At 72.7% G+C, this 23,232-nt stretch carries 21 protein-coding genes, 4 pseudogenes and 1 riboswitch; of the genes and pseudogenes, 5 read left to right on the top strand and 20 right to left on the bottom strand.

All coding sequences use genetic code 11. From position 1 onward, the window contains the following. Window positions 1–9: 9 nt before the first annotated feature. From AC07C1_RS14330 to AC07C1_RS14310, 5 genes and pseudogenes are all read right to left on the bottom strand, one after another. Complete coding sequence (locus AC07C1_RS14330; RefSeq protein ID WP_478938967.1) at window positions 10–462, bottom strand: hypothetical protein; 453 nt, start codon at window positions 460–462, stop codon at window positions 10–12. Continuing rightward, window positions 455–2,191, bottom strand: coding sequence for a phytoene desaturase family protein (locus tag AC07C1_RS14325; RefSeq protein WP_478938966.1), 1,737 nt, complete (start codon window positions 2,189–2,191; stop codon window positions 455–457). Before AC07C1_RS14325 ends, AC07C1_RS14330 begins: the two co-directional genes overlap by 8 nt. Continuing rightward, window positions 2,184–2,696, bottom strand: a complete 513-nt coding sequence (locus tag AC07C1_RS14320; protein WP_478938965.1) for an SRPBCC family protein — start codon at window positions 2,694–2,696, stop codon at window positions 2,184–2,186. Before AC07C1_RS14320 ends, AC07C1_RS14325 begins: the two co-directional genes overlap by 8 nt. Before the next feature lie 128 nt (window positions 2,697–2,824). Then, window positions 2,825–3,406, bottom strand: a pseudogene (locus tag AC07C1_RS14315) (AbfB domain-containing protein); the annotation flags it as partial. Window positions 3,407–3,519: 113 nt separating this feature from the next. Beyond that, window positions 3,520–4,710, bottom strand: coding sequence for a S1 family peptidase (locus AC07C1_RS14310; protein ID WP_478938964.1), 1,191 nt, complete (start codon window positions 4,708–4,710; stop codon window positions 3,520–3,522). 238 nt (window positions 4,711–4,948) lie between these two features. On the opposite strand from AC07C1_RS14310, the gene AC07C1_RS14305 reads away from it, so the two are divergent. Continuing rightward, window positions 4,949–7,408: a SpoIIE family protein phosphatase gene (locus tag AC07C1_RS14305; RefSeq protein ID WP_478938963.1), complete on the top strand. Its 2,460-nt coding sequence runs from the start codon at window positions 4,949–4,951 to the stop codon at window positions 7,406–7,408. Between the two features lie 13 nt (window positions 7,409–7,421). Here the strand turns inward: AC07C1_RS14305 and AC07C1_RS14300 are convergent, their stop codons facing one another. The 4 genes from AC07C1_RS14300 to AC07C1_RS14285 all read right to left on the bottom strand — a co-directional run bounded on the left by AC07C1_RS14300 (window position 7,422) and on the right by AC07C1_RS14285 (window position 8,832). Continuing rightward, window positions 7,422–7,649, bottom strand: a complete 228-nt coding sequence (locus AC07C1_RS14300) for a hypothetical protein (RefSeq protein ID WP_478939039.1) — start codon at window positions 7,647–7,649, stop codon at window positions 7,422–7,424. After that, the gene (locus AC07C1_RS14295; RefSeq protein WP_478938962.1) at window positions 7,597–7,854 is read right to left on the bottom strand and encodes a hypothetical protein; all 258 of its coding nucleotides are present in this window, start codon (window positions 7,852–7,854) and stop codon (window positions 7,597–7,599) included. The genes AC07C1_RS14300 and AC07C1_RS14295 overlap by 53 nt, the downstream gene beginning before the upstream one ends. Continuing rightward, window positions 7,841–8,098, bottom strand: a complete 258-nt coding sequence (locus AC07C1_RS14290) for a DUF6400 family protein (RefSeq protein ID WP_478938961.1) — start codon at window positions 8,096–8,098, stop codon at window positions 7,841–7,843. The genes AC07C1_RS14295 and AC07C1_RS14290 overlap by 14 nt, the downstream gene beginning before the upstream one ends. A 164-nt stretch (window positions 8,099–8,262) precedes the next feature. After that, window positions 8,263–8,832, bottom strand: coding sequence for a TetR/AcrR family transcriptional regulator (locus AC07C1_RS14285; RefSeq protein ID WP_478938960.1), 570 nt, complete (start codon window positions 8,830–8,832; stop codon window positions 8,263–8,265). An 83-nt stretch (window positions 8,833–8,915) separates the two neighbouring features. Here AC07C1_RS14285 and AC07C1_RS14280 point away from each other — a divergent pair, with 83 nt between their 5' ends. After that, window positions 8,916–9,377, top strand: coding sequence for a nuclear transport factor 2 family protein (locus AC07C1_RS14280; protein WP_478938959.1), 462 nt, complete (start codon window positions 8,916–8,918; stop codon window positions 9,375–9,377). Window positions 9,378–9,490: 113 nt separating this feature from the next. Here AC07C1_RS14280 and AC07C1_RS14275 read toward each other — a convergent pair. From AC07C1_RS14275 to AC07C1_RS14255, 5 genes and pseudogenes are all read right to left on the bottom strand, one after another. Further along, window positions 9,491–9,613: pseudogene (locus AC07C1_RS14275) on the bottom strand (SDR family NAD(P)-dependent oxidoreductase); the annotation flags it as partial. 77 nt (window positions 9,614–9,690) lie between these two features. After that, window positions 9,691–10,689, bottom strand: coding sequence for a type I glyceraldehyde-3-phosphate dehydrogenase (gene gap, locus AC07C1_RS14270; protein WP_478938958.1), 999 nt, complete (start codon window positions 10,687–10,689; stop codon window positions 9,691–9,693). A 107-nt stretch (window positions 10,690–10,796) separates the two neighbouring features. Continuing rightward, a complete protein-coding gene (locus AC07C1_RS14265; RefSeq protein ID WP_478938957.1) occupies window positions 10,797–11,753 on the bottom strand; it encodes a GlxA family transcriptional regulator in 957 nt (318 codons plus the stop codon). 73 nt (window positions 11,754–11,826) lie between these two features. Continuing rightward, window positions 11,827–12,867, bottom strand: a complete 1,041-nt coding sequence (locus AC07C1_RS14260; RefSeq protein WP_478938956.1) for a LacI family DNA-binding transcriptional regulator — start codon at window positions 12,865–12,867, stop codon at window positions 11,827–11,829. 61 nt (window positions 12,868–12,928) lie between these two features. Further along, a pseudogene (locus AC07C1_RS14255) lies at window positions 12,929–14,128 on the bottom strand (glycoside hydrolase family 3 protein); the annotation flags it as partial. Here AC07C1_RS14255 and AC07C1_RS14250 point away from each other — a divergent pair. Beyond that, window positions 14,124–15,035, top strand: a pseudogene (locus AC07C1_RS14250) (coagulation factor 5/8 type domain-containing protein); the annotation flags it as partial. The pseudogenes AC07C1_RS14255 and AC07C1_RS14250 overlap by 5 nt on opposite strands. 36 nt (window positions 15,036–15,071) lie before the next feature. Here the strand turns inward: AC07C1_RS14250 and AC07C1_RS14245 are convergent. Then, window positions 15,072–15,380 carry a hypothetical protein gene (locus tag AC07C1_RS14245; RefSeq protein WP_478938955.1) on the bottom strand — a complete coding sequence of 103 codons (309 nt, stop codon included), beginning with the start codon at window positions 15,378–15,380 and terminating at the stop codon, window positions 15,072–15,074. Between the two features lie 137 nt (window positions 15,381–15,517). After that, window positions 15,518–15,584: riboswitch (guanidine-III (ykkC-III) riboswitch) on the top strand. A gap of 10 nt (window positions 15,585–15,594) precedes the next feature. Here AC07C1_RS14245 and AC07C1_RS14240 point away from each other — a divergent pair. Next, window positions 15,595–16,473: an MBL fold metallo-hydrolase gene (locus tag AC07C1_RS14240; RefSeq protein ID WP_478938954.1), complete on the top strand. Its 879-nt coding sequence runs from the start codon at window positions 15,595–15,597 to the stop codon at window positions 16,471–16,473. An 87-nt stretch (window positions 16,474–16,560) separates the two neighbouring features. On the opposite strand, the gene AC07C1_RS14235 is transcribed toward AC07C1_RS14240, so the two are convergent. Genes AC07C1_RS14235 through AC07C1_RS14220 form a run of 4 tightly spaced genes read right to left on the bottom strand, consistent with a single transcriptional unit; the run spans window position 16,561 to window position 21,431 of the window. Then, on the bottom strand, window positions 16,561–17,700 hold the full coding sequence (locus AC07C1_RS14235) for an XdhC family protein (protein WP_478938953.1): 1,140 nt from the start codon (window positions 17,698–17,700) through the stop codon (window positions 16,561–16,563). Further along, complete coding sequence (locus AC07C1_RS14230; protein ID WP_478938952.1) at window positions 17,693–19,846, bottom strand: xanthine dehydrogenase family protein molybdopterin-binding subunit; 2,154 nt, start codon at window positions 19,844–19,846, stop codon at window positions 17,693–17,695. The genes AC07C1_RS14235 and AC07C1_RS14230 overlap by 8 nt, the downstream gene beginning before the upstream one ends. Continuing rightward, window positions 19,843–20,835, bottom strand: a complete 993-nt coding sequence (locus AC07C1_RS14225; protein WP_478938951.1) for an FAD binding domain-containing protein — start codon at window positions 20,833–20,835, stop codon at window positions 19,843–19,845. Before AC07C1_RS14225 ends, AC07C1_RS14230 begins: the two co-directional genes overlap by 4 nt. Continuing rightward, entirely contained in the window at window positions 20,832–21,431 is a 600-nt protein-coding gene (locus AC07C1_RS14220) for a (2Fe-2S)-binding protein (RefSeq protein WP_478938950.1), read from the bottom strand. Before AC07C1_RS14220 ends, AC07C1_RS14225 begins: the two co-directional genes overlap by 4 nt. Before the next feature lie 273 nt (window positions 21,432–21,704). Here AC07C1_RS14220 and AC07C1_RS14215 point away from each other — a divergent pair, with 273 nt between their 5' ends. Then, window positions 21,705–22,283, top strand: a complete 579-nt coding sequence (locus AC07C1_RS14215) for a TetR/AcrR family transcriptional regulator (protein WP_478938949.1) — start codon at window positions 21,705–21,707, stop codon at window positions 22,281–22,283. Window positions 22,284–22,396: 113 nt separating this feature from the next. On the opposite strand, the gene AC07C1_RS14210 is transcribed toward AC07C1_RS14215, so the two are convergent. Further along, complete coding sequence (locus AC07C1_RS14210) at window positions 22,397–22,954, bottom strand: DoxX family protein (RefSeq protein ID WP_478938948.1); 558 nt, start codon at window positions 22,952–22,954, stop codon at window positions 22,397–22,399. Window positions 22,955–23,232: the final 278 nt, after the last annotated feature.

The following is a 23,232-nucleotide window of genomic DNA, read 5'->3' as shown; positions in this document are numbered from 1 at the left end:
CCGGCGCGGTCAGCTCTCCACGGCCGGCGGCAGGGCCGTGTGATCGGGGTGACCGCCGGTGCGGCGGGCTTCCTTCATCGCCGCTTCGTAGAGGTGGTCCCGGCCCTGGGCGAGTTCGTTCAGAGCGCTGCGTTCCAGCTCCTGGAACGGCCGGTAGTAGGTGTCGTTGTAGGCCTCGACGATCTGGAACGTCCAGTGGCCGGGGATGACGTTGCGGCCCAGGATCTCGGCCTCCACCTTGTCGGCCCATTCCTGATGCCCGGCCTCGCGCAGGAGCCGTACCGCCCGGTCGAGTTCCAGGTCGGCACCGCCGGTCAGCTGGTGAAAGCTGTAGAGATGGCCGCGCGCCCGTTCGGTGGTCTCCAGGGCCTTCGAGAGCGACCCGAGGGCTTCGACGGTCTTGTCGTCGACGCCGTGCGGGCGCCGGTGCCGGCGATCGGGACCGTCCTGGTACTCACTCATGCCGTTCTCCGCTGTGTGGCCGGGTACCGGCCGCGTCGGACCGGTGGATACCGCCTGTGTCCACCTCTTCCCCTCGCGCGGGGCGTTCGGATGCGCGTTCAGCCGGACGGGTGCGCTTGCGCCCGGTCCGGTCCCGGCGGGTCAGGAGGCGCTGGGCGCGGGCCAGCGGGAGTGCCCGGTGGGCGCGCAGTGCAGCACGGGCGGCATTGGCGCCGGGGGCGCCGTGCACGCCTCCGCCGGGGTGGGCTCCGGCGGAGGCGAGGAAGAGACCCGGGAGGGGGGTCTCCGGACGCCCGGTGCCGGGTACCGGCCGGAAGACGAGCTGCTGGTGGAGGTTGGTGGTGCCCCCGTTGATGGCGCCGCCCATGAGGTTGGCGTCCAGCGCCTGGAGGGTGGGCGGCGCGAGGACACGGCGGGCGCGGATGCGGGAGCGGAAGCCGGGGGCGAACCGCTCGACCTGCCGTTCCACGCGGTCCGCCATGCGCTCCTGGTCCGCCGGGCTCCAGTCACCGGTGATGCCCTCGTCGCCGGCGTCCGCCCGGATGTCGCGCGGGACGTGCGTGTACGCCCAGGCCGACTCGGTGCCCTGGGGGGAACGGGTGGCGTCCGATGTGGTCATCTGCCCGAACAGGGCGAAGGGACGGTCGGGCACCTGGTGCATGGCGATCTGTGCGGCGAAGCGGGTCAGCTCGTCCATGCCGTCGGCCAGGTGGACGGTCCCGGCCTGGCAGGCTCGCTCGGCCTGCCACGGCACCGGGCCGTCGAGCGCCCAGTCGACCTTGAAGGTGGCGAAGTCCCACTGGAAGCGCCGCAGGTCCTCCATCAGCTGTGCGGGCAGGTGCTCGGCGCCGACGAGTTCCTGGTAGAGGACGGGCACGGCCACGTCGGCCAGCACGGCCCGCAGCGCGGGCACCGTCTCCCCGGCGGCGGTCCGCACCCCCACTGCCCGCCCGTCGCGTACGGCGATGCTCTCCACCCGCTCTCCGCAGCGCAGCTCTCCCCCGTGTGCCCGCAGTCGATGGACCAGCGCCTCGGTCAGCGCGCCCGAGCCGCCGACCGGCACGGGAAAGCCGTACGTCTGTCCCAGCATCGACATCAGCCAGCCGAAGCCACCGCTGCCCGCCGACTCGGGGGCGAGATCCGCGTGCAGGGCGTTCCCGGCGAGCAGCAGCCGGCCGCCCTCGCCGCGGAACTCCTCCTCCCCCATCCGGCGCACCGGAAGGATCAGGGACCGTGCCGTGCGCAGACCGCCCGCGGCCCGGAGCGTGCGGACCAGCCGGGCCGTGGCCCGGACCGGCGGGAACGGGGTGAACAGGGCGTCCAGCAGATCCGGGCGCACGGTCTGCCACAGGCCGAAGAGCCGCCGCCAGGCCGCTCCGTCGCCCGGTGCGAACGCCTCCAGCGAGTCGGCGGTGGCGTCGATCCGCCGGTCCAGCACGGCGCACCGGCCGTCGCTCAGCGGATGCGCCAGCACCCGCGGGGCGTGGCTCCAGCGCAGCCCGTGGTCCTGCAGGCGGAGCGCGGACAGTACGGGGGACGCGGCGGCCAGGGGGTAGAAGGAGCTGAAGAGGTCGTTGACGAAGTCGGGGTGGACCCCTCGGTCGTGACGGACCCCGCCGCCCGGCTCGGGCTGCGCCTCCAGCACCTGGACGCTCCACCCCGCGTCCGCGAGTGCGTTGGCGGCCACCAGACCGTTGGGCCCGGCGCCGATCACGACGGCGTCAGGCATGATCGGCTCCCGCCGCGCCCCGCGCCTGCCGTGTTCCGTCCCGCGACTGCAGTACGGAAGGTTCCGGGCTGCGTTGACCGTTCTCGCATGCCTTGGCGAGCCGGGCGAGCATGGCGCGGTGGCGGAGCTGGATCAGCGCCTCGAATCCCCAGTTGTGCAGGACGCCGCCAGCCCCCTGGAGCGGGTGCTCGTCGACGATGACCAGGCAGTACTTGCCCCACTCCCGCAGCTCGATCGCGATACGGGCGGTGCCGAGGAAGCCGGCGTGTGCCTCCAGCTCCAGGATGGATCCCTCCCGGCAGCGCCGTACGACCGTCTCGTTGCCGAGCCGGAACGGTCCCAGCCGGACCTGGTATCCGATGGATGCCTCCTGCTGTGGCCACTGGCCGAGCTTCGGGTGGGAGGACGCGGTTCCCACCACCCACTCCGCGTACCGGCTGCCGTCGGCGAGGACGTCCCACACCACGGCGGGACTCGCCTTGATCAGTCGATGACGTACCGCCACACGTGCCTCCGGTTGCTCGGGCCTACGAGGGGCCCACGCCGAGTGCCCTGCTGCGGACGGGCCAACCGTCCGGCTCCGGGCCGCACGGCCCGGAACCGGAGCACCCGGCCGGAAGGACCTGGGAGCCTTCAGGGCGCCCAGGGAGCCGTGATGGCCCAGGTGGTGTCTTCGGTGAAGGTGCTCGGGTTGTCCCAGGTGTGTGTGCCGCCCGGCCGGGCCAGCCAGAGTTCGGCATCGAGGCCAGCCAGAGTTCGGCATCGATGTGCCGCAGGTACTGGCCGGGGAAGCCGGCCGCGAACAGCCTGACGCCTCCGCTGCCCCGGACCGGGCACCAGGTCGCGTCCGCCCTGTACAGCGCGGAGTCGTCAGCCGCCTCGCGCCGGACGCGGAAGTCGCGGTGCCGCAGGTACTCGCCTGGGAAGTTGCGCGACTCGAAGGAGTAGCAGAGCCTGTTCGCCAGACCCGGCTTCACCTTCCAGGTGGCGTCCTGCTTCAGCGGGTCCACTGCCGGAGCCGACCACCTCGGTGTAGCCGAGCCTGTCGGAGTGACGGATGTAGCGGTCGGTGTAGCCCGGTGTCGTGGCACGGATCGACACATACTGCTCCAGCGGGAGTCTCACCGGTGCGCCGATGGTGCGGGACGCGGCGATGAGCACCCGGTTGGCCGCGCGGACGCGGGCCTCGTCGACCTTGACGACCCGGCGGTCATAGGCCGGTGTATGTGTGCGGTACCGGCCGGTGCATGTGTGTGGGCCACGCGGTGTATGTGTGCGGTACTGGCCGGTGCACGAGTGCTCGGTCAGGCGGCTTACGTGGGAGAGGCTCAGCCGGTGTACGTGTGCAGGGTCAGGCCGTAGCGGTTGAGGATCTCGTTGACCGGCTGGAACCAGGTCTCGCCGCCGCCGGCGCAGTTGCCCCAGCCGCCCGAGGTGACGCCCTGGGCCTGGTCCCCGCTGATGAAGGAGCCTCCGGAGTCGCCGGGCTCGGCGCAGACGCTCGTCTTCGTCAGCTCGTGCACCGCGCCCTGGCTGTAGTTGACGGTCTCGTTCGTCGCCAGCACCGTCCCGCAGTGCCAGTGCGACGTCGATCCGGAACGGCAGACGGAGGAACCGACGGGCGCCACGGCCGAGCCGCGCACGAGCTGGTCGGGTACCGTGCCCCAGCCCAGCACGACCGGAACCGTCCACCAGCCGCTGCCCACGCTCACCCAGGCGTAGTCGTTGTCCGGGAACGAGGAGCCCTGGAAGGTGCCGATGTAGGAGCCGTCCCAGCCGCTGACGCCGGCGCCGGGCTGCCCGCAGTGCCCGGCGGTCACGAAGCCGCCGTACACCGAGAAGCCTATGGAACAGCGGACGTTGCCCGTGTAGTAGGGGTCGCCGCCGACCGTGCCCGCGGCGAAGGTCCGAGGGGCCGTGGCGACGGTCTCGACGGTGACGGGGCCCGCCTCGCGGGCACGGGCCAGGAAGCGGTGGACATCGTTGTCAGAGCGCTCGTCCCGGACGATGTCGACGACGATCGCGCCTGCCCTCGGGTCGACATGCCAGCCACTGACCCCGGAGGGGGCGGGCAACCGGTCGAGATGCGCCTTGACCGCGTCGAGCTGCCGGGCGGTGTGCTCGGCCGCGCGGATGTCGGCACCGGCCGCCCTGATCGCCCGGCGCGTGGCCGTCGAGGCGTCCGAAGTCAGGGCCACCGTCAGGCGCCCGCTCGCGGCGTCGAACCACGAGCCCGCATAGGCGTCCCCGGCCAGCCGGCGCGTCTTCGGGGCGAGAGCCGTGGCGGTCCGCTCGGCCGCGAGCCTTGCTTCGGCCTGTTCCCGCGTCAGACCGAGATCGCGCCGCATGGCGGTCACGAGTCCGTCCGAGACCGGCGGGGAGGCCGCGGGGGGCTCGGAGGAGCCCGCGGGCCCGGCGGTGGAGCCGTTCGCCGCGGCGGGGAACGTTCCCGCCGCGCTCAATCCGCCGAGGACCAGGAGTGCGGCCAGGGCGACTTGCGTAAGTCTTCCGCGTCTCATGGGAGTTGCCCTTCGTCGTTCCAGGGGTGGGGGGAGGAACAGCCGATTTCTGAGAGCGCTCTCACGTGTGGCGGAGCAGAGCCTAGCCATCCCTTTGCGTCAGGTCCATGCCAACGGACGTTTTCGGCTGAGGAATCTCTGTACCCGCTGACCGGGGGCGCGGCGGACGCGAGGACACACCGGGGGGCCATGTGAGACCGTGGTGCAAGGAAACCCGCCCGCGGATGGGGCCGACACCATGGGTCTCAGGGATACGGCGAACGAGCACCGGGGCGATCCGTTCGGCATCACGTCGGCCGCCGTCGTCCTGGTGGACGTGCACGGCATGATCCGCTACTGGAGCGGAAGGGCACAGGCTCTGCTCGGGTATCCGGCGGCCGACGTGCTGGGACGGCCGGTCACCTCGATCCTGGCGAGCGAGGACTCACCGGCGTCCGCGCTGTCCGGGGCGCGGCGGGTCGAGGACGGCTGGGAGGGTCTGGTCAGCCTGCGTCATCGTGCGGGCCACCAGGTGCAGCTGGCCGTGCGGGCGTGTCCGCTGCGCGCGGAGCAGGGCTCCGGCTGGCTCGCCGCGGCCTGTGACGTAGCCGCCTCACGCCAGTGGGAGTTGGACCAGGCGGTGGTGCACGGCCTGCTGGAGGAGTCGCCGATCGGCATCGGGGTCCTCGACACCGAACTGCGGTTCCAGTGGGCGAACCGGGTGCTGGAGGCGATGGAGGGACTGTCCCGGCACAACGGGTCCGACGGCACCGCCGCGTCCCCGGGGCAGGTGCCGCCGGCCGTGGACTGGCAGGCGCGTCAGGTGCTGATGTGGGGCCGGGTCACGCCGGCCCTGGAGCATGTGACGCCCCCGCCCGGCATGTCCCGCCGGAACTCGCAGGACCACCTCAGGCTCCGCTCGTCGTTCCCCCTGCGGAACCTCGAGGGCAGGACGCTCGGTGTGTGCCACACCGCCGTCGAGTTCACCGCCCAGGACCGGGCCCGCGAGCGGCTGGCCCTGGTCAACGAGGCGGCGCAGCGCATCGGGACCACGCTGGACCTCGACCGCACCGTGCAGGAACTGGCCGAGGTCCTTGTGCCCCAGCTCGCCGACTTCGTCGCGATCGACCTCTTCCAGGGCGTCCTCGCGGCCAAGGAGCTGGCTCCAGGACCGGTCCCGCACGGCACACTGCGGCGGGCGGCGCACCTGTCGATCCGCGAGGAGGTGCCGGAGGCGGTCGTGCGCATCGGGGAGCCCGCCCAGTACCCGCCCAAGTCCCCGCAGCAACGCTGTCTGACCACCGGCCGGCCGATCCGCGATCCGGTGCTGGGCCCGACGACCTGGTGGCTCGCCGGAGATCCGCAGCGCCTGGCCAGGCTCGTCCAGCTCGGCGTGCACACCCACCTGGTGGTACCGCTGCGGGCGCGGGGCGTGACCATGGGAGTGGTGACGCTGCTGCGCTGGGAGAACCCCGACCCGCTCGACGAGGAGGATCTTCTGCTCGTCGAGGAGCTGGTGGCCCGCGCGGCGGTGTGCGTGGACAACGCCCGGCGTTTCGTACGCGAGCACAACGCCGCCCTCGCCCTCCAGACCAGCCTCCTTCCCCCCGACCTGCCCGATCACTGCGCCGTCGAGGTCGCCTACCGCTATCTGCCGACCGACGCCGAGGCGGGTGTGGGCGGCGACTGGTTCGACGTGATCCCGCTGTCCGGCGCCCGCGTCGCCCTGGTCGTGGGGGATGTCGTCGGCCACGGCATCCACGCCGCGGCCAGCATGGGCCGGCTGCGGGCGGCCGTACAGACCCTCGCCGACCTGGACCTGCCCCCCGACGAACTCCTCGCTCACGTCGACGACCTCGTCCTGCGCCTGGCGGAGGAGGCGGAAGCGGCCCCGGACAGCCCGCTGGTGATCGGCGCGACCTGCGTCTACGCCGTCTACGACCCGATCTCGCGGAAACTCAACGTGGCGCGAGCCGGGCATCCCACCCCCGCCATCGCCCACCTCAGCGAGCCCGTCGAACTGCCCGACATTCCCGCGGGCCCTCCGCTGGGACTGGGCGGTCTGCCCTTCGAGTCGGCCGAGATCGAGCTGGAGGAGGGCAGCGTCGTCGCCCTCTACACCGACGGCCTGATCGAGGCCTCGGACCGTGATGTCGACGTCGGCTTCGAACGGCTCTGCTTCGCCCTGGCCCACCCCGACCGGCCGCTGGAGGAGATCTGCGACACGATGGTCCGCATCCTGCTGCCGGACCACCCACGCGACGACGTCGCCTTCCTCATCGCCCGGACCCGCGCCCTCACCCCCGACCGCGTGGCCTCCTGGGAGGTGCCCGCCGACCCCCGGGCGGTGGGCGAGACACGCGACAAGGCCACGTGCCAGTTGGCCGCGTGGGGACTGGAGGACGTCGCCTTCACCACCGAGCTGATCGTGAGCGAACTGGTCACCAACGCCATCACCCACGCCTCCGGGCCGATCAGCCTGCGTCTGGTGCACGAACGGACGCTCATCTGCGAGGTGTCGGACTCCAGCAACACCTCCCCGCACCTGCGCCGCGCCCGGAGCACCGACGAGGGAGGCCGCGGCCTGTTCCTGGTCGCGCAGGTGGCCCAGCGCTGGGGCACCCGGTACACCGCCACGGGCAAGACCATCTGGGCGGAGCAGCAGCTGCCCGAGGGCGGTCCCCCGCCGAGATCCGTATGTGACGGCGACCGTGGATGACCGGCTCGGCTCGTCAGGAGTAGCCCGTCGCGCGGCCGACCGGCGCCGCCGCCCGATCGGCCCGGGCCGGCAGGCGGGCTCGTCTGCGGGGCCACCACACCAGGTCGGCGAGGAAGAGGGCGACCACCAGCCGGGACGCGATGATCTCGCCGGTGGAGCCCGTCCGAGAATCACCGGACGGTGCCCGTTCACCGTCGTGGTGGGTCGCCGGCCGTACGCGTCCAAGAGGTGCGGGTGGCACCGAAGCCCGTCTCGTGGTCCCAGATGTGGGTGCACGAGGGGCACTGCAGGTGGAGCAGGCTGCCGGTGTTGGCGAGCAGGTAGCGCCAGTGGTCCGAGCACCTGCGGCGCTGTTCGCAGGTGGCGCAGCCCCGGTGGTCCTCGCAGTTCGGGCAGGTCACCCAGGCGCGACGCCCGATGTCCGCCTGGGGGTCAAGCGGAAGCACGGCCGTCCCCGCGTCGCTGCAGGACACCGGCCGCAACGAGGGTGTCGTACAGCCGTTGCTGTTCCTCGTCGAGGCCGGAGTACAGCAGGTCGTACGCCGCATCCTCGCGGCGCAGCATCTCGACGGGGTCCCAGTCGGGGCCGAGTGCGTCCATGACGTGGGTCCGCCGAAGCATTTCATGGCTGGTGAGATCGACGGCGAAGTCGACCGGCTGGGCCGGAGGGGTGAGGTCGTGCGGGGGCATACGAGCGAACTTAGGGACGCCTTCCCCGCCAGGACAAGAGCAGGTGGGGCACATCACAGCAGGTCGGCGGCGAGGGCCGACCATGACCAAGAAACTCGCCTGTGCCACGGTCATGGCGAAACGCCGTGTGGACGTCCCGGGTCACCGGGCGCCCGCACGGCGTTTCAGCAGGGCGTGCCGAGCAGTGTCGCGACAGCCGCGCGGGCATGGCGGGCCGGGGCGGGGTCGCCGCTGATGCCGGCCGTCACGATGGCCCCTTCCGCCAGGAGGACGACCGGTTCGGCCACCGGCACCCCGGCGGCGCGGACCCATACGGCGATCTGGTCGTGGAAGGCCTGCTTGTGCGAACGGACTTCGGCCAGCACCGCCTCGGAGGACGAGCCGAGTTCGCCGTAGGCGTTGATCCAGGCGCATCCGCGGAAACCGGGCTGCGCGAACCACTCGGCAAGCCAGTCGAACAGCGCGAGTACGCGCTCGCGGGGATCCGGGGCCCGTTCCACGTGGGCGGCCAGGTCGGCTCTCCAGCGTCGGTCGCGACGTTCGAGCATCGCCACGACGAGATCCTCCTTCGCCGCGAAGAACCGGTAGATCCGCTTCAGTGGCAGACCGGATGCCGCGCGGACCTCATCCATGCCGACCGCCTGGATGCCCCGCTCGTAGAACAGCCTCTCCGCCGCGTCGAGGAGTGCCTCGCGGTCGAGGCGGTTCTGTTCCGCGGTGATCGGGGCGGGCATCCGGGCTCCTTGACCTTGAGAACGATCGTTCCCTACCTTAGTCCCCAGCGGAGAACGTTCGTTCTCGATATGAGGAGGCCGCCGTGCCGGAAGACCGCCCGCCCTACCCACCGTTCACGCGGGAGACCGCCCTGCGGAAGGTCCAGGCCGCCGAGGACGCGTGGAACACCCGCGATCCCCACCGGGTGGCGGCGGCCTACACGCCGGACTCGACGTGGCGGAACCGGGACACGTTCGTCAGCGGCCGCGAGGAGATCGTCGCCTTCCTGACGCGGAAGTGGGAACGCGAACTGGACTACGCGCTGCGCAAGAGCCTCTGGGCGTTCCACGAGAACCGGATCGCCGTACGCTTCCAGTACGAGTGTCACGACGCGGCAGGCCAGTGGTGGCGCAGTTACGGCAACGAACTGTGGGAGTTCGACGAGCGCGGCCTGATGCGGCGCCGCGAGGCGAGCATCAACGACGTCGCCATCATCGAGGCCGACCGGCGCATCCGCGGTCCTCGTCCCGTGGACGAACACGGGATCGACATCCCGCTCCGGTAGCGCCCGCCGCCACGCCGTCCGGGAGGCGGCTGCGGCCCGCGGGACGCTCAGGGAAGGATCGCGTCGATGTACCCGCCGTCGACGCGCAGGGCTCCCCCGGTCGTGGCCGATGCCTCGTCGCGGCCGTTGACGCCCACGCGGGCCCCCGCCCGGGCGAGGGCGACGGCGATGGCCGCACCGATGCCCTGCGTGGAGCCGGTGACCAGGGCGGTGCGTCCTGTCAGATCGATATGCATGGGCGGAGGGGGTTCCCTTCGGGCGCGACCGGACACGACAGTTCGTCGAGTCTGGCCGCATCCTGCCCGCGTACGGCTCAACCGGCGGCGAGGAGCCCCAGCGTGTCCACCACGCGGTGGGAGAATCCCCACTCGTTGTCGTACCAGGCGACCACCTTGATGTGACGGCCGTCGACGCGGGTGAGGGCCGAGTCGAAGACGGACGAAGCCGGGTTGCCGACGATGTCGGAGGACACCAGCGGGTCGTCCGCGTACTCGAGGATGCCGGCGAGCGGCCCGTCCGCGGCATCGCGGTAAGCGGTGAGGACCTGGTCGCGTGTCACGTCGCGGGTGACGGTCGTGTTGAGTTCCACGATCGAGCCCACCGGAACCGGTACGCGGATGGAGTCGCCCGACAGCCTGCCGTCGAGGTTCGGCAGCACGAGGCCGATCGCCTTCGCCGCGCCCGTCGTGGTCGGCACGATGTTGACGGCGGCGGCGCGGGCCCGACGGGCGTCACGGTGCGGACCGTCCTGCAAATTCTGCTCCTGGGTGTAGGCGTGCACCGTGGTCATGAACCCGTGCTCGACCCCGGCGAGGTCGTCGAGCACCGAGGCCAGCGGCGCGAGCGCGTTGGTCGTGCAGGAGGCGTTCGAGATGATCGTGTGCACGTCCGGGTCGTAGGCATCGGTGTTCACTCCGAAGGCGAGCGTCACATCGGCGCCGTCGGACGGCGCGCTGACGAGGACCTTCTTCGCCCCCCCGTCGAGGTGCGCGCGGGCGGCCTTGGCCGAGGTGAAGCGGCCGGTCGCCTCGAGCACGATGTCGACGCCCAGCTCGGCCCACGGCAGCCGCGCCGGTTCGCGTTCGGCGAGCACCCGGATGCGGCGGCCGTCGACGACGAGGGCGTCGCCGTCGGCGGTCACCGGGCGGCCGAGCCGGCCGGCCGTCGTGTCGTAGGCGAGCAGCCGGGCGAGGGTCGCGGGCTCCGTGAGGTCGTTCACGGCGACGATCTCGAGGTCGCTGGAGCGTTCGAGCAGTGCGCGCAGCACGTTGCGTCCGATGCGGCCGAATCCGTTGACGGCGATGCGAGTCATGAGTGGTGTCCCTTCGTCCGTGACCAGGCTCGCGCGCCGGACCGGCCGGTGGCAGTGGCGTGAGCGCCATGGTTCGAAAGGATCGCGCCAGGCGGCAGGCGGCGTGGTTACTCGCCCCGGGTGAAGGTGCGCCGGTACTCGCTCGGTGTGGTGCCGAGGATGCGCTGGAAGTGCGACCGCAGATTCGCGCCGGAACCGAGACCGACGTCGTCGGCGATCCGCTCGACGCTGCGTTCCGAACGTTCCAGCAGCTCACGGGCCATGTCGATGCGGGCGCGCATGACCCACTGCATCGGCGTGCAGCCGGTGTCCTCGGCGAAGCGGCGGGAGAACGTGCGGGGCGAGACCGCCGCGTGCTGTGCCAGCCTCTCGAGGCCGAGGGGCTCGTCGAGCCGGCGCAGGGCCCACTCACGGGTGGCGGCGAACCGCTCGCCGAGCGGTTCGGGCAGGCTGCGCGGTACGTACTGTGCCTGGCCGCCGCTGCGGTAGGGGGCCGCGACCAGCCGGCGGGCCGCGTGGTTGGACGCGGCCACGCCGAGATCGCGGCGCAGGATGTGCAGGCACAGGTCGATGCCGGAGGCGGCGCCGGCCGACGTCAGCACGCTGCCCTCGTCGACGAAGAGCACGTTCTCGTCGACTCTGACGCGCGGATGCCTCGTGGCGAAGGCGCGGGTGTAGTGCCAGTGGGTGGTGGCGCGCTTGCCGTCCAGCAGGCCCGTCGCGGCGAGCGCGAAGGCACCCGTGGAGATGGCGGCGAGCCGCGCTCCCCGGCTGTGCGCGGCGATCAGCGCGTCGGCGACGGCAGCCGGCGGGTCGTCGCGGTCCGGGAACCGGTAACCGGGGATGAAGACGATGTCGGCCCAGTCGAGCGCTTCGAGGCCGTACGCGACGTGGTACGACAGACCGTCGCCACCGGTCATGGGTCCAGGTGCGGCACCGCACACCCGCACCTCGTACGGCATGCTCGCGCGTGTCGTGAACACCTGCGCCGGAATGCCGACATCGAGCGGCTTGGCGCCCTCGAGCACGACGACGGCGACGCGGTGGAGACGGGAGGACGGCACGGGAACAGGGTACGGGGGCGCACGCACCTGCTGGCGGCCCGACGTCCCAGGTGCCCGGCCGTCAGCGGTGGCGTCAGGCCGAGTCCCGCACCACCAGTTCCGGGTCGAACACGATCGATGTGGGCTCGGTGCGGGCGCCGTGGATGTGTTCGTCGAGGAGGCGGGCCATCTCGGCGGCCATGTCCTCCACGGGCTGGCGGACGGTGGTGAGCCCGGGTCGGCAGGTGACGGCGACGCTGGAGTCGTCGAAGCCGACCACCGCCACCTCCTGGGGCACCCGCCGGCCGTGCTCGCGCAGTACCTGGCAGGCGCCCTGGGCCATGAGGTCGTTGGCCGCGAACACCCCGTCCAGCTCGGGGTGTTCGGCAAGCAGGCCGGTCATGGCGGCCACCCCGCTGTCCAGGGTGAAGCCGCCTTCGGCGACGGGGACGTACGGGTGGCCGTGGCGGGCGAGGGTGTCGCGGAAGCCGGCCAGCCGCTCCTGGCTCGCGGCGACCGCCAACGGTCCGGTGATCGTGGCCGGTCTGCGGCACCCCCGGGCGAGCAGATGCTCGGCGGCGAGCCGGCCGCCGTCCCGGTGGGCGAGGTCGACGTAGCTGAGCGGGACCGGGCGGGAGGGGCGGGCGAAGAGGACGGCGGGCAGCCGGGCCTCGGCGAGCAGCGCGGGCAGCGGGTCGTCGGCGTGGCTGGAGACCACCAGCGCGCCGTCGGCCCGCCCCTGCCGCAGGTACGTCAGCACCTCGTGGCGGGACTCGGCCGACTCGGCGAACATCAGTACCGGGTGCACCGAGCGCGGCCGGAGGAAGCCGACGATCCCGGCGACCACCCGGCCGAAGAAGGGGTCCGCGAACACCCGGGCGGCGAAGGCGGCCTGGGCCCCGTCGGAGGCGTCTCCGGCTCCGGACACCACCAGCGCCACGGTCTCGGCCCGCCGGGTGACCAGGGAGCGGGCGGCCCGGTTGGGTGCGTAGCCGGTCCGTTCGATGGCTTGGCGGACCAGTTCCTGGATGGCCGGGTCCACGTTGCGTACACCGTTGACGACCCGGGACACGGTGGCCCGGGAGACACCTGCCTCCCGGGCGACGTCCTCCAGCGTCGGGGCCTGTCTGCTCATGTCCGCACCCTAACGGCCCGGCGGCGCGCGGGGATAGAGCGCTCTCCGTGGGGAACGGCTCTCAGGTCCGTTGGCGCACGCACACCTCCAGGGTCAGGGGCAGATCGCCCGCCGAGCGGCCGGCCAGTACCTGGTACGGTCCCGGTTCCGTGCGCCAGCCGCCCGCCCGCACGTCCCAGTGACACAGGCCGCGTGCCGGGATCCGCACCGGTGCGACGACCGTCTCGCCGGGCCGTGCCCGCACCGCGGTCCACCCGACGAGCCATCGCTCGGGGTACTCGACGGCGGTCTTCCCGGGGCGGGTGAGATAGACCTGTACGACCTCCCGTCCGGCGCGGGTTCCGGTGTTGCGCAGTCGCACGCGAACGGCAAGGTCCTCGCCCGCCGCCGTGTCCGGCGGCCCCGACAGCTCCTCGTAGGCCCACGTCGTGTAGCCGAGTCCGTGCCCGAACCAGTACGCGGGTGTGCGCCGGGCGCGCAGCCAGCCGCGGTGGCCGACGTGCACGCCTTCGTCGTAGGGGAGGCGGCCGGCGTCCGGGCGGGTGCGGGTGACGGGGGCGTCGGTGAGGCGGGCGGGCCAGGTGGTGGGCAGCCGTCCGCCGGGCTCGGTCCGGCCGAGGAGTACGTCGGCCAGGCCGCCGCCGCCCTCCTGGCCGGGGAACCAGGCCAGGAGCAGTGCGCCGACGTCGTCCCGCCAGGGCAGTTCCACCGGGCCGCCGCTGTTGACCACGGCCACCGTGCGCGGGTTGGCCCGGGCCACGGCCCGGACCAGGGCGTCCTGGTCCGGGCCGAGCGCGAGGTGCGGGCGGTCGCGTCCCTCGGACTCGTGCTGTTCGCCGGTGCCGACGACCACCACGGCCGCGTCCGCCTCGCGTGCCGCCCGGGACGCGGCCGCCAGGGCCTCGGCGCGGTCGGGCCCGGGTGGTGCGGCGCCGACGACGGTGGCCCGGCCGGTGCCGGGGGCGAGTTCCCGGCGGGCGACGAGCAAGGGGGTGCTGCCCGCCACCAGTTGGGCCGTGACGACCTGGGTGGGCGGGCTCACGTGGATCACGGCGGGGTCGTTCGTGGTGCGGGCGAACACGCCGTCCAGGAGCGGGCGTCCGTCGAGGTGGAGGCTGAGGCGTCCGAAGCCCGCGATGCCGATCCGCCAGGGGCCCGACGTGCGGGGGCGCAGACGCGCGCTGATCTCCACGGTGTGCGCACCGGGCGGCACCGGGGGTTCCAGCTGGCGCCCGCCGCGGCGGTGTTCGGCACGCAGCTTGTCGCAGTTCTACGTCGCGAAGCCGGGCGTCGGCGCGGCCACCCTCAACCAGGCGCTCGCACAGGGACTTCACCTGCTGCTGACGCCGGGCGTCTACCACGTCGACCAGCCGATCCAGGTCGACCGTGCCAACACCGTGGTGCTGGGCCTGGGGTACGCGACGCTGGTGCCCGACAACGGGAGCACGGTGCTGAAGGTCGCCGACGTCGACGGCGTACGGCTCGCCGGTTTCCTCATAGACGCCGGACCCGTCAACTCCGCGACGCTGCTGGAGGTCGGCCCGGCCGGCTCGGCGAAGGACCACTCCGCCAATCCGACGACCGTGCAGGACGTCTTCGTGCGTGTCGGCGGCGCGGGTGCCGGCAAGGCGACCACGAGCATGGTGATCAACAGCCGGCACACCATCGTCGACCACACCTGGGTGTGGCGCGCCGACCACGGCACGGGTGTCGGCTGGGAGACCAACCGCGCCGACTACGGCGTGGTGGTCAACGGCGACGACGTGCTCTGCACCGGCCTGTTCGTGGAGCACTTCAACAAGTACGACGTGCAGTGGTACGGCCAGCGTGGCCGCACGATCTTCTTCCAGAACGAGAAGGCGTACGACGCCCCGAACCAGGCCGCCGTCCAGAACGGCTCGGTCAAGGGCTACGCGGCCTACAAGGTCGGCGACAACGTCACCGCCCACGAGGGCTGGGGCCTGGGCAGCTACTGCTACTACGACGTCGCCCCGTCGATCGTGCAGCACAACGGCTTCGCCGCGCCGAACCGCACGGGCGTGAGGTTCCACGACCTGCTGGTCGTCTCGCTCGGCGGCAAAGGCCAGTACGAACACGTGATCAACGAGACGGGATCGCCGACCTCGGGAACGTCCACGACCCCGTCCACGGTGGTGTCGTACCCCTGAGGCCCCCTCGCGCGTGCCGCCCGGGACCTTTCGGCGTCAGACGCGGTGGCCCTGGGCCGCCAGCCACCTGTGCACGCCCTCCTTGTCCGCCGGAGTGATGCGGGTCGGACCGTCGACCTCCGGCCCCTCGTCGTCGTTGAAGCCGGTGTCGGTGACCCGTGCGGTCACCCAGGTGGCCAGATCCTGCGCGGCGTCCCCGGACAGCGCACCGTTCCGCCAGCCCTCCCGGGCCCGGCGGGCGGCGCCGGGATCATGGCGTTCCGTCTCGTCCAGCCAGACGGGCACCAGCCGGTCGACGACCGCCCGGTCGGACCCGGAAGGCTCCTGCCGCTCATGTGCTGTCATACCGGCCGGGTGTCCCGGAAGCGGCGGGCGACACCTGGCCGGCGTGAGCGCCGGCGCGGTGCGCGGCGGGGCCGAAGCCGGCCGCCGGTGGGCCGTGGACACCGGTTCCGCCCGCCGGACAGCGTGGTAGCTTCCCGGTGGAGGCGCGCAGGTGCCTGCCCCGGACGAGATGTGCGCCGTACCCGGCCCGCAAGACGACGCACGTGGAGGCATCGTGGGCACGGGCACGCAGCTGATCGACTTCGCCGGTACCGCTCCCCTGGCGCGCCCCCTGGACGTGCGGTGGATTCACGGCTCGCCGTCGGCCAAGCACAACACCGACCCGGACATCCAGGTCCACGCCTACGACGAGCACACCTTCGTACTGCGGCAGAACATGGCCGTCCACTACGAGGCGCCCTTCCTGTTCCTGCTGTGCGGCAACGAACGGGCCGTGCTGATCGACACCGGCGCCACCGGGTCCCCCGAGTTCTTCCCCCTGCGCCGGGTCGTCGACGGACTCCTCGCGGACTGGCTCGCCCGGCATCCCCGGGAGGAGTACGGCCTGCTCGTGCTGCACACCCACGGACACGGTGACCACATAGCGGGCGACGGCCAGTTCGCGGACCGCCCCGGCACCACGGTGGTGGGGGCCGACCGCACCACCGCCTGGCCGTACTTCGGGTTCGACACGGACCCGGACGCCGTCGCCCCCCTCGACCTCGGCGGACGAGTTCCGGAGTGCCTGGCCACCCCTGGCCACCACGAGGCGGCCGTGACCTACTACGACCCGGCCACCGGCCTCCTGCTCACCGGCGACAGCGTCTACCCCGGCCGGCTCTACATCGAGGACCTCCCCGCCTTCACCCGCAGCATCGAGCGCCTGATCGAGTTCGCGGACCGCCGGCCGGTCACCCATGTGCTCGGCTGCCACATCGAGATGACGACCGAGCCGGGCGTGGACTACCCGGTCCGCACCACCTACCAGCCCGACGAGCCCCCGCTCCAGCTGACCGCCGCCACCCTCCGCCGGATCCGGGAGGCCCTCGCCGAACTCGACGACGACCGCACCCGGCGCGCCTGCTCCGACTTCGTTCTCTGCCCGCACACCTGAGCGGTCCGGCAGCCGGAGCGGTGGGCGCGCGCCGAGGAGACCCCGGCGCGCACCCGGCCGCTCCCGCCCTCGGGACGTCGCCGTCCCTCAGGCGGCCGTCGCCCCGCTGTCCTGCCGGTCGTGGTGGATCGGCGTGTCCGAGCCGGTCAGGGGAACGCCCGTCCCGCCCCGCCGGGCGGCGACGATCTCCGCCGCGATCGACAGGGCGGTCTCCTCCGGTGTCCGGGCGCCCAGATCGAGGCCGATCGGGGACCGCAGCCGGGCCAGCTCCCGCTCGCTGACGCCTTCCGCGCGCAGGCGCCGATCGCGGTCCTCGTGGGTGCGGCGCGAGCCCATCGCACCGACGAAGGCCACCGGCATGCCGAGGGCCGTCTTCAGCAGGGGCACATCGAACTTCGCGTCATGTGTGAGGACGCACAGGACCGTACGGGCGTCGGTCGTGGTGCGCCGCAGGTAGCGGTGCGGCCAGTCGACGACGATCTCGTCGGCGTCGGGGAAGCGGGCCCGGGTGGCGAAGACGGGGCGGGCGTCGCACACGGTGACGTGGTAGCCGAGGAACCTGCCGGCCCGTGCCAGTGCCGAGGCGAAGTCGACCGCACCGAAGACGATCATGCGCGGCGCCGGCATGTGCGACTCGACCAGCAGGGTGAGGCCGCCGGGGCAGTGCGAGCCGTCCGCCGAGACGTCCAGCGTGCCCGTGTGCCCCGTCTCCAGCCGGGCCCGGGCCTCGGCCGCCGCCGTCCGGTCCAGCTCGACGTGGCCGCCGAGGCCGCCGTCGTACGTGCCGTCGTCGCGTACCAGCAGAGCCCGGCCGAGGAGTTCGGCGGGCCCCCGGGCGACCCGGGCCAGGGCGGCCGGCTCGCCCTGGTCGGCGGCCGCCAGGGCCGACGCCAGGACCGTCCGGTCCGGCGCCTGCCCGCCCACCGGCGTGATCAGCACGTCGATCGTCCCGCCGCAGGTCAGTCCGACGGCGAAGGCGTCCTCGTCGCTGTAGCCGAACCGCTCCGTGACGCTCTCGCCCGTCCGCAGGGCCTGCAGGCACAGGTCGTACACCGCGCCCTCCACGCAGCCGCCGGAGACCGAGCCGACGACGGTGCCCGCGCTGTCGACGGCGAGGGCGGCTCCGGGACCGCGCGGCGCGCTGCCGCCGACGGCCACGACGGTGGCGACGGCGAACTCGCGGCCCTCCTGGATCCAGTGGTGCAGCTCGTCGGCCAGGTCAAGCATCCGGTGCTCCCCCGGCCGCCGGCACGGCTGCGGCCCCCGCCAGGACGCGGTCCGGCCGGATGGGCAGGCTGCGGTGGCGTACGCCGGTCGCGTGCCAGACCGCGTTGGCGATGGCGGCCGCCGCGCCCACGATGCCGATCTCACCGATGCCCTTGATCCCGACCGGGTCCCGCGGATCCGCATCGTCGATCCAGTCGGCCTCGACGTGCGGTACGTCGGCGTGCGTGGCCACGTGGTAGCCCGCGAGGTCGGCGCCGACGTGGCCGCCCGAGGCGCGGTCCCGTACGGCCTCCTCGTGCAGGGCCATGGAGATGCCCCAGATCATGCCGCCCCGGAACTGGTTGCGTGCCGTGAGCGGGTTGACGATCCGGCCCGCCGCGAAGATGCCGAGCATCCGCCGCACGCGCACCTCGCCGGTGGTGGGATCCACGGCCACCTCGGCGAACTGCGCTCCGAAGGAGTGGCGTTCGGCGGGGGCGAGGGCGCCGATGGCCGCGGCGGTGTCCGACCGCACCGTGATGCCCTCGGGCGGGACGGCGCCCAGGGCCAGACGGTCGCGCAGTTCGTCGGCGGCTGCCGTGACCGCCCAGGCCCAGGAGCGGGTGCCCATGGAGCCGCCGGCGATCATCGCCGGTCCGAAGTCGCTGTCGCCGATGTGGACCCGGATGTGCTCGGGGGTCACACGCAGCGCGTCGGCGGCGACCAGGGTGAGGGCCGTACGGGCCCCGGTGCCGATGTCGGCCGCGGCGATCCGGACGGTGAAGGTGCCGTCCGGGTGCGCGGTCACCGTTGCCGTGGACGGTGCGGCGCCCGCGGGAAAGGAGGCCGCCGCGGTGCCTGTGCCCAGCAGCCAGCGGCCGTCCCGGCGCAGTCCGGGGCGTGGGTCACGGTCCGCCCAGCCGAACCTTCGGGCGCCCTCCCTGAAGCAGGCGGGGAGGTTGCGGCCGGCGAACGGCAGGCCGGAGACCGGTCCCCGGTCGGGTTCGTTGCGCAGGCGCAGCTCGATCGGGTCGATCCCGCACTTCTCGGCGAGTTCGTCCAGGGCCGCCTCCAGCGCGAACGATCCCGGTGCCTCACCCGGGGCGCGCATCCAGGTCGGGGTCGGTACGTCGAGCCGTACGACACGGTTGGCGGTGTGGTGGGCGTCGGCGTCGTACATCACCCTGGCCGCCCCGGCGCTCGCTTCGATGAACTCGTGGACGGTGGAGGTGAGACTGAGCGAGCGGTGTTCCAGTGCGCGCAGCCGTCCGCCGGCGTCGGCGCCGAGCCTGACACGCTGGGTGGTGGGGCTGCGGTAGCCGGCCAGCGAGAACATCTGACGGCGGGTCAGCACCACGCGGACCGGGCGCTGCAGGGCGGTCGCTGCCATCACGGCGGCCACCTGGTGGGCGCGGACACCCTTGCTGCCGAAGCCGCCGCCGACGTGTTCGGAGCGCACGCGCACCGCGGCCGGGTCGAGGGAGAAGAGGTTCGCGAGTTCGCCGACGACCCAGGTGGCGCCCTGGTTGGAGTCGACCAGTTCGAGCCGGCCGCCGTCCCAGCGGGCGGTCGCCGCGTGCGGCTCCATGGGGTTGTGGTGCTCTTCGGGGGTGGTGTACTCGGCGTCCACGACGACGGCGGACGCGGCCAGTTCGGCCTCGAGGTCGCCCTTCTCCGTCACCGCCGGCCCATGGCTGTCCAGCGCGTAGGCGTCCGGGTGCTCGCCGGTGAAGTCGACGTCGTGGGGCTCTTGTGCGTAGTGCACCACGAGCGCCTCCGCGGCCTCCCTGGCCTGCTCGGACGTCTCGGCGACGACCAGCGCCACCGGCCAGCCCAGGTGCGGCACCCGGTCGTGCTGGAAGACGGCGCAGGTCGGGTCGGGCCGGGTGCCCAGCAGGCCGGTGTAATCGGTGTCGACGCGTGGGGCGTTGCGGTGGTCCAGGACGGCGAGGACGCCCGGCATGGCGAGCACGGGGTCGGTGTCGAGGGCGCGGATGCGGCCGCGGGCGACCGTGGACAGCACCAGCCAGCCGTGCGCGAGGTCGGCGAAGGGGATCTCTCCGGCGTAGCGGGCCGCTCCGGTGACCTTGTCCCGGCCCTCCACGCGGGTGTGCGCGGTGCCGACGGAGGGCGTGGGCGTGGGTGTCCCGGTGGTGACGGTGGTCATCGGGTGGTCTCCTCGGCCAGTTCGGTCAGTACGGCCACCACGAGGTTGCGCATGAGGGTCACCTTGTACGCGTTGTGCGGTAGCGGGCGCGCCGCGGTCAGTTCGGCGTCGGCTGCGGCGGCGAAGGTCCCGGCGTCGGCCGGCGCGCCGGTCAGGACACGTTCGGCCGCGACGGCCCGCCACGGGCGGGAGGCGACCGCGCCGAAGGCCAGGCGTGCGTCCCGGACGACGCCGCCTCGGACGTCGAGCGCGGCGGCGACCGAGCCGATGGCGAACGCGTACGAGGCGCGCTCACGCACCTTGCGGTAGCGGGAGTTGGCGGCGGTGGGCACGGGCGGCAGGGTGACGCCGGTGATCAGCGCGCCCGGTGGCAGTGCGGTCTCGCGGTGGGGGGTGTCGCCGACGGGGAGGTAGAACTCGCCGAGCGGCAACTCCCCCGGCCCGTCGGCGGTCTCGTAGTGGACGACGGCGTCGAAGGCGGTGAGCGCGACGGCCATGTCCGAGGGGTGCACGGCCACGCAGTGCTCGGACGCGCCCAGGATCGCGTGGTTGTGGTGTTCACCCGGGACGGCGGGGCAACCGCTGCCGGGGACGCGCTTGTTGCACGGCTTGGTGACATCGGTGAAGTAGCCGCAGCGGGTGCGCTGCAGCAGGTTACCGCCGACCGTGGCCATGTTGCGCAGCTGCCCCGACGCGCCGGCCAGCAGGGCCTGCGCCAACGCCGGGTAGCGACGCCGGACTTCGGGGTGGGCGGCCAGGTCGCCGTTGGTGACGGTGGCGCCGATGCGCAGTCCGCCCTCCGGCGTGGACTCGATTTCCCGGAGCGGGAGTTCGCGGATGTCGATGAGCCGGGCGGGGCGTTCGACACCGGTCTTCATGAGGTCGACGAGGTTGGTGCCGCCACCGAGGAAGCGGGTGTCCGGATCGGCACCGAGCAGTGCGACGGCGCCGGCGACGTCGGCCGCCCGTTGATAGCCGAAGTCCCTCATGCCACGTCCTCCTTCGTTCCCGCCGCCTCGGGGCTGACGCGCGCCGCGGGGTCCGCGTGCGTGTCCGTGGCGGCCTCGGCGGCGCGGGCCACCGCCTCGACGATCGAGACGTACGCGCCGCAACGGCAGAGGTTGCCGCTCATCCGCTCCCGGATCTCCTCAGCGGTGAGAGGTGGTGGACCCGCTTCGGGCCGGACGTCGTCGGTGACGGCGCTCGGCCAGCCCGCCGCGTGTTCCTCGATCACTCCGATGGCCGAACAGATCTGTCCGGGCGTGCAGTAGCCGCACTGGAAACCGTCCAGGTCGAGGAACGCCTGCTGCACCGGGTGCAACCGCTCGCCGTCGGCGACGCCCTCGATGGTGGTGATCTCCCGGTCCTCGGCCGCCACGGCCAGTTGCAGACAGGCGACGGCTCGCCGGCCGTCCAACAGGACGGTGCAGGCACCGCATTGGCCCTGGTCACAGCCCTTTTTGGTGCCGGTCAGCGCGAGGCGCTCGCGCAGTGCGTCGAGCAGGGTGGTGCGGTGGTCGACGGGCAGTGTGTGCTTCTCGCCGTTGATCTTCAAGGTGATGACACTGGACGTCGATAGGGCCATGAGCAGCTTCTTTCGCGTTTCCAGAACAGATGAGGGGTGCGGCACCCGGAAGGACCGGGTGCCGTGGAGAGTGCGTGGTGCGGGGCGTTGTCGCAGGGGCCGAGCGCAGGTGCGGGATGCTGGGGGCGAAGGTGGCGGCCGCCGACTGCCGTAGGGCCGCGTCCCCCGCTATCGTGGACGTAACCGGACAGCTGTCCGTTATCTAGGAACCGTAACGGACAGCTGTCCGGTTAGCAAGGCCGGGGTTCGGCCACGAACCCTCGAGGAGGACGAGTGCCACAGAAGAGGGACGCACCCCTGCGCTCGGACGCGCAGCGCAACCGCGAGCGCATCCTGGAAGTGGCACTCGCCGAGCTGACGCGCCGCGCCGATGCCCCGCTGAGCGCGATCGCCAAGAAGGCCGGCGTCGGTCAGGGCACGTTCTACCGCAACTTCCCCAACCGTGAGGCACTCGTCCTGGAGATCTACCGCCACGAGGTGCAGCAGGTCGCCGACAGCGCGGCCCAGCTGCTCGCGACGCGGACGCCCGAGCAGGCCCTGCGGGCCTGGATGGACCGGCTCGCCGACTTCGCCATGACCAAGGCGGGCCTGGCCGACGCGATACGCCAGGCGACCGGCGCACCGGGCGGTCCGGCGAAGCCCGCCCACACGCCGGTGACCTCCGCGGCCGGACTGCTGCTGCGCGCCAACGAGGAAGCCGGCACCATCCGCCCCGGAATCACCGCGGAGGACTTCCTCCTCGCCATCGCGGGCCTCTGGCAGCTCCGGCCGCACGACGACTGGCAGCCGCGCGCCACGCGGCTGCTCGACCTCGTGATGGACGGCCTGCGCGCGCGGGCGCCCGGCCGCTGAGCCCCGGGCCGCCGACGGCGCGCCGTGGGAGCGGTGAAGCGGCACGAGTGAGGCGTCGGGGCCGGGGCCTCGCCGCCGAGGTCTCGTAGCCGGCCGCCCGCGCGCGGACGGGTTCAGAGACTCAGTGTGATCGCGGCGCCGACACCGCCGAGCCCGAGGGCCAGTGCGGCCTCGGCCCAGCCGCCCTTGCCCCAGGGGAAGAACCGGTCGACGGCGAAACGGCCGGGGCCGATGGCCGCAACGGCCAGGGCGACCACGGCGATGCAGACGTTGTACTCCACGCCGCCGCCCTCGTCCCACAGACCATGGGCGCCGGTGACGGTCACCATCGCATTGATCATCACGCCGATCAGGGCGGCGGCCGCCAGTGGAGTCAGCAGTCCGAGAGCAAGGCCGAGGCCACCGAGGAATTCGGAGAGGCCACCGATCAGGGCGAAGAGCTTTCCCGGGTGGAATCCGAGCCCCGCGAAGGCCCGGCCGGTCGCCGCCAGGCCGTGTCCGCCGAAGATCCCGAACAGTTTTTGTGCGCCGTGCGCCGCCATCAGCAGTCCGAAGGTCAGCCGCACGAGCAACAGTGCCCAGTCGGCGGCGGACGATCCGGGTGCGGTGGTGCCGTGCGCTCGCGAGCCCAGGGGGCTCGTAGTGGGGTGCGGAGTCCGTCTTGCTTGCATGGCAATGCTCCGGGAAGCGACCCGCATGGAGGTTGCCCCCTCTGCCGATCGTTCCACAGCGGCCATGATCATGCATCTGGGGGCGGGGCCGCCTTCACCGCTCGGATACCGGCAGTTGGCCGTACTGATGATCACCCCACGGTGGAGAGCCGTCCGGTACCGATCTCGTACTGCCGGCACGCACGTCGTCCGGTTCGGTCGAGAGGCGAACTGGTGGTCCCTGCGGAGCCTGGTCACCAGGACGGTGGTCGGCGACGCACGGTCCTCATGACCGCACG

Source organism: Streptomyces sp. NPDC045022 (genome assembly GCF_056432605.1).
The sequence above is the reverse complement of the archived record's forward strand: the minus strand, read 5'-3'. Positions and strand labels throughout refer to the sequence as shown.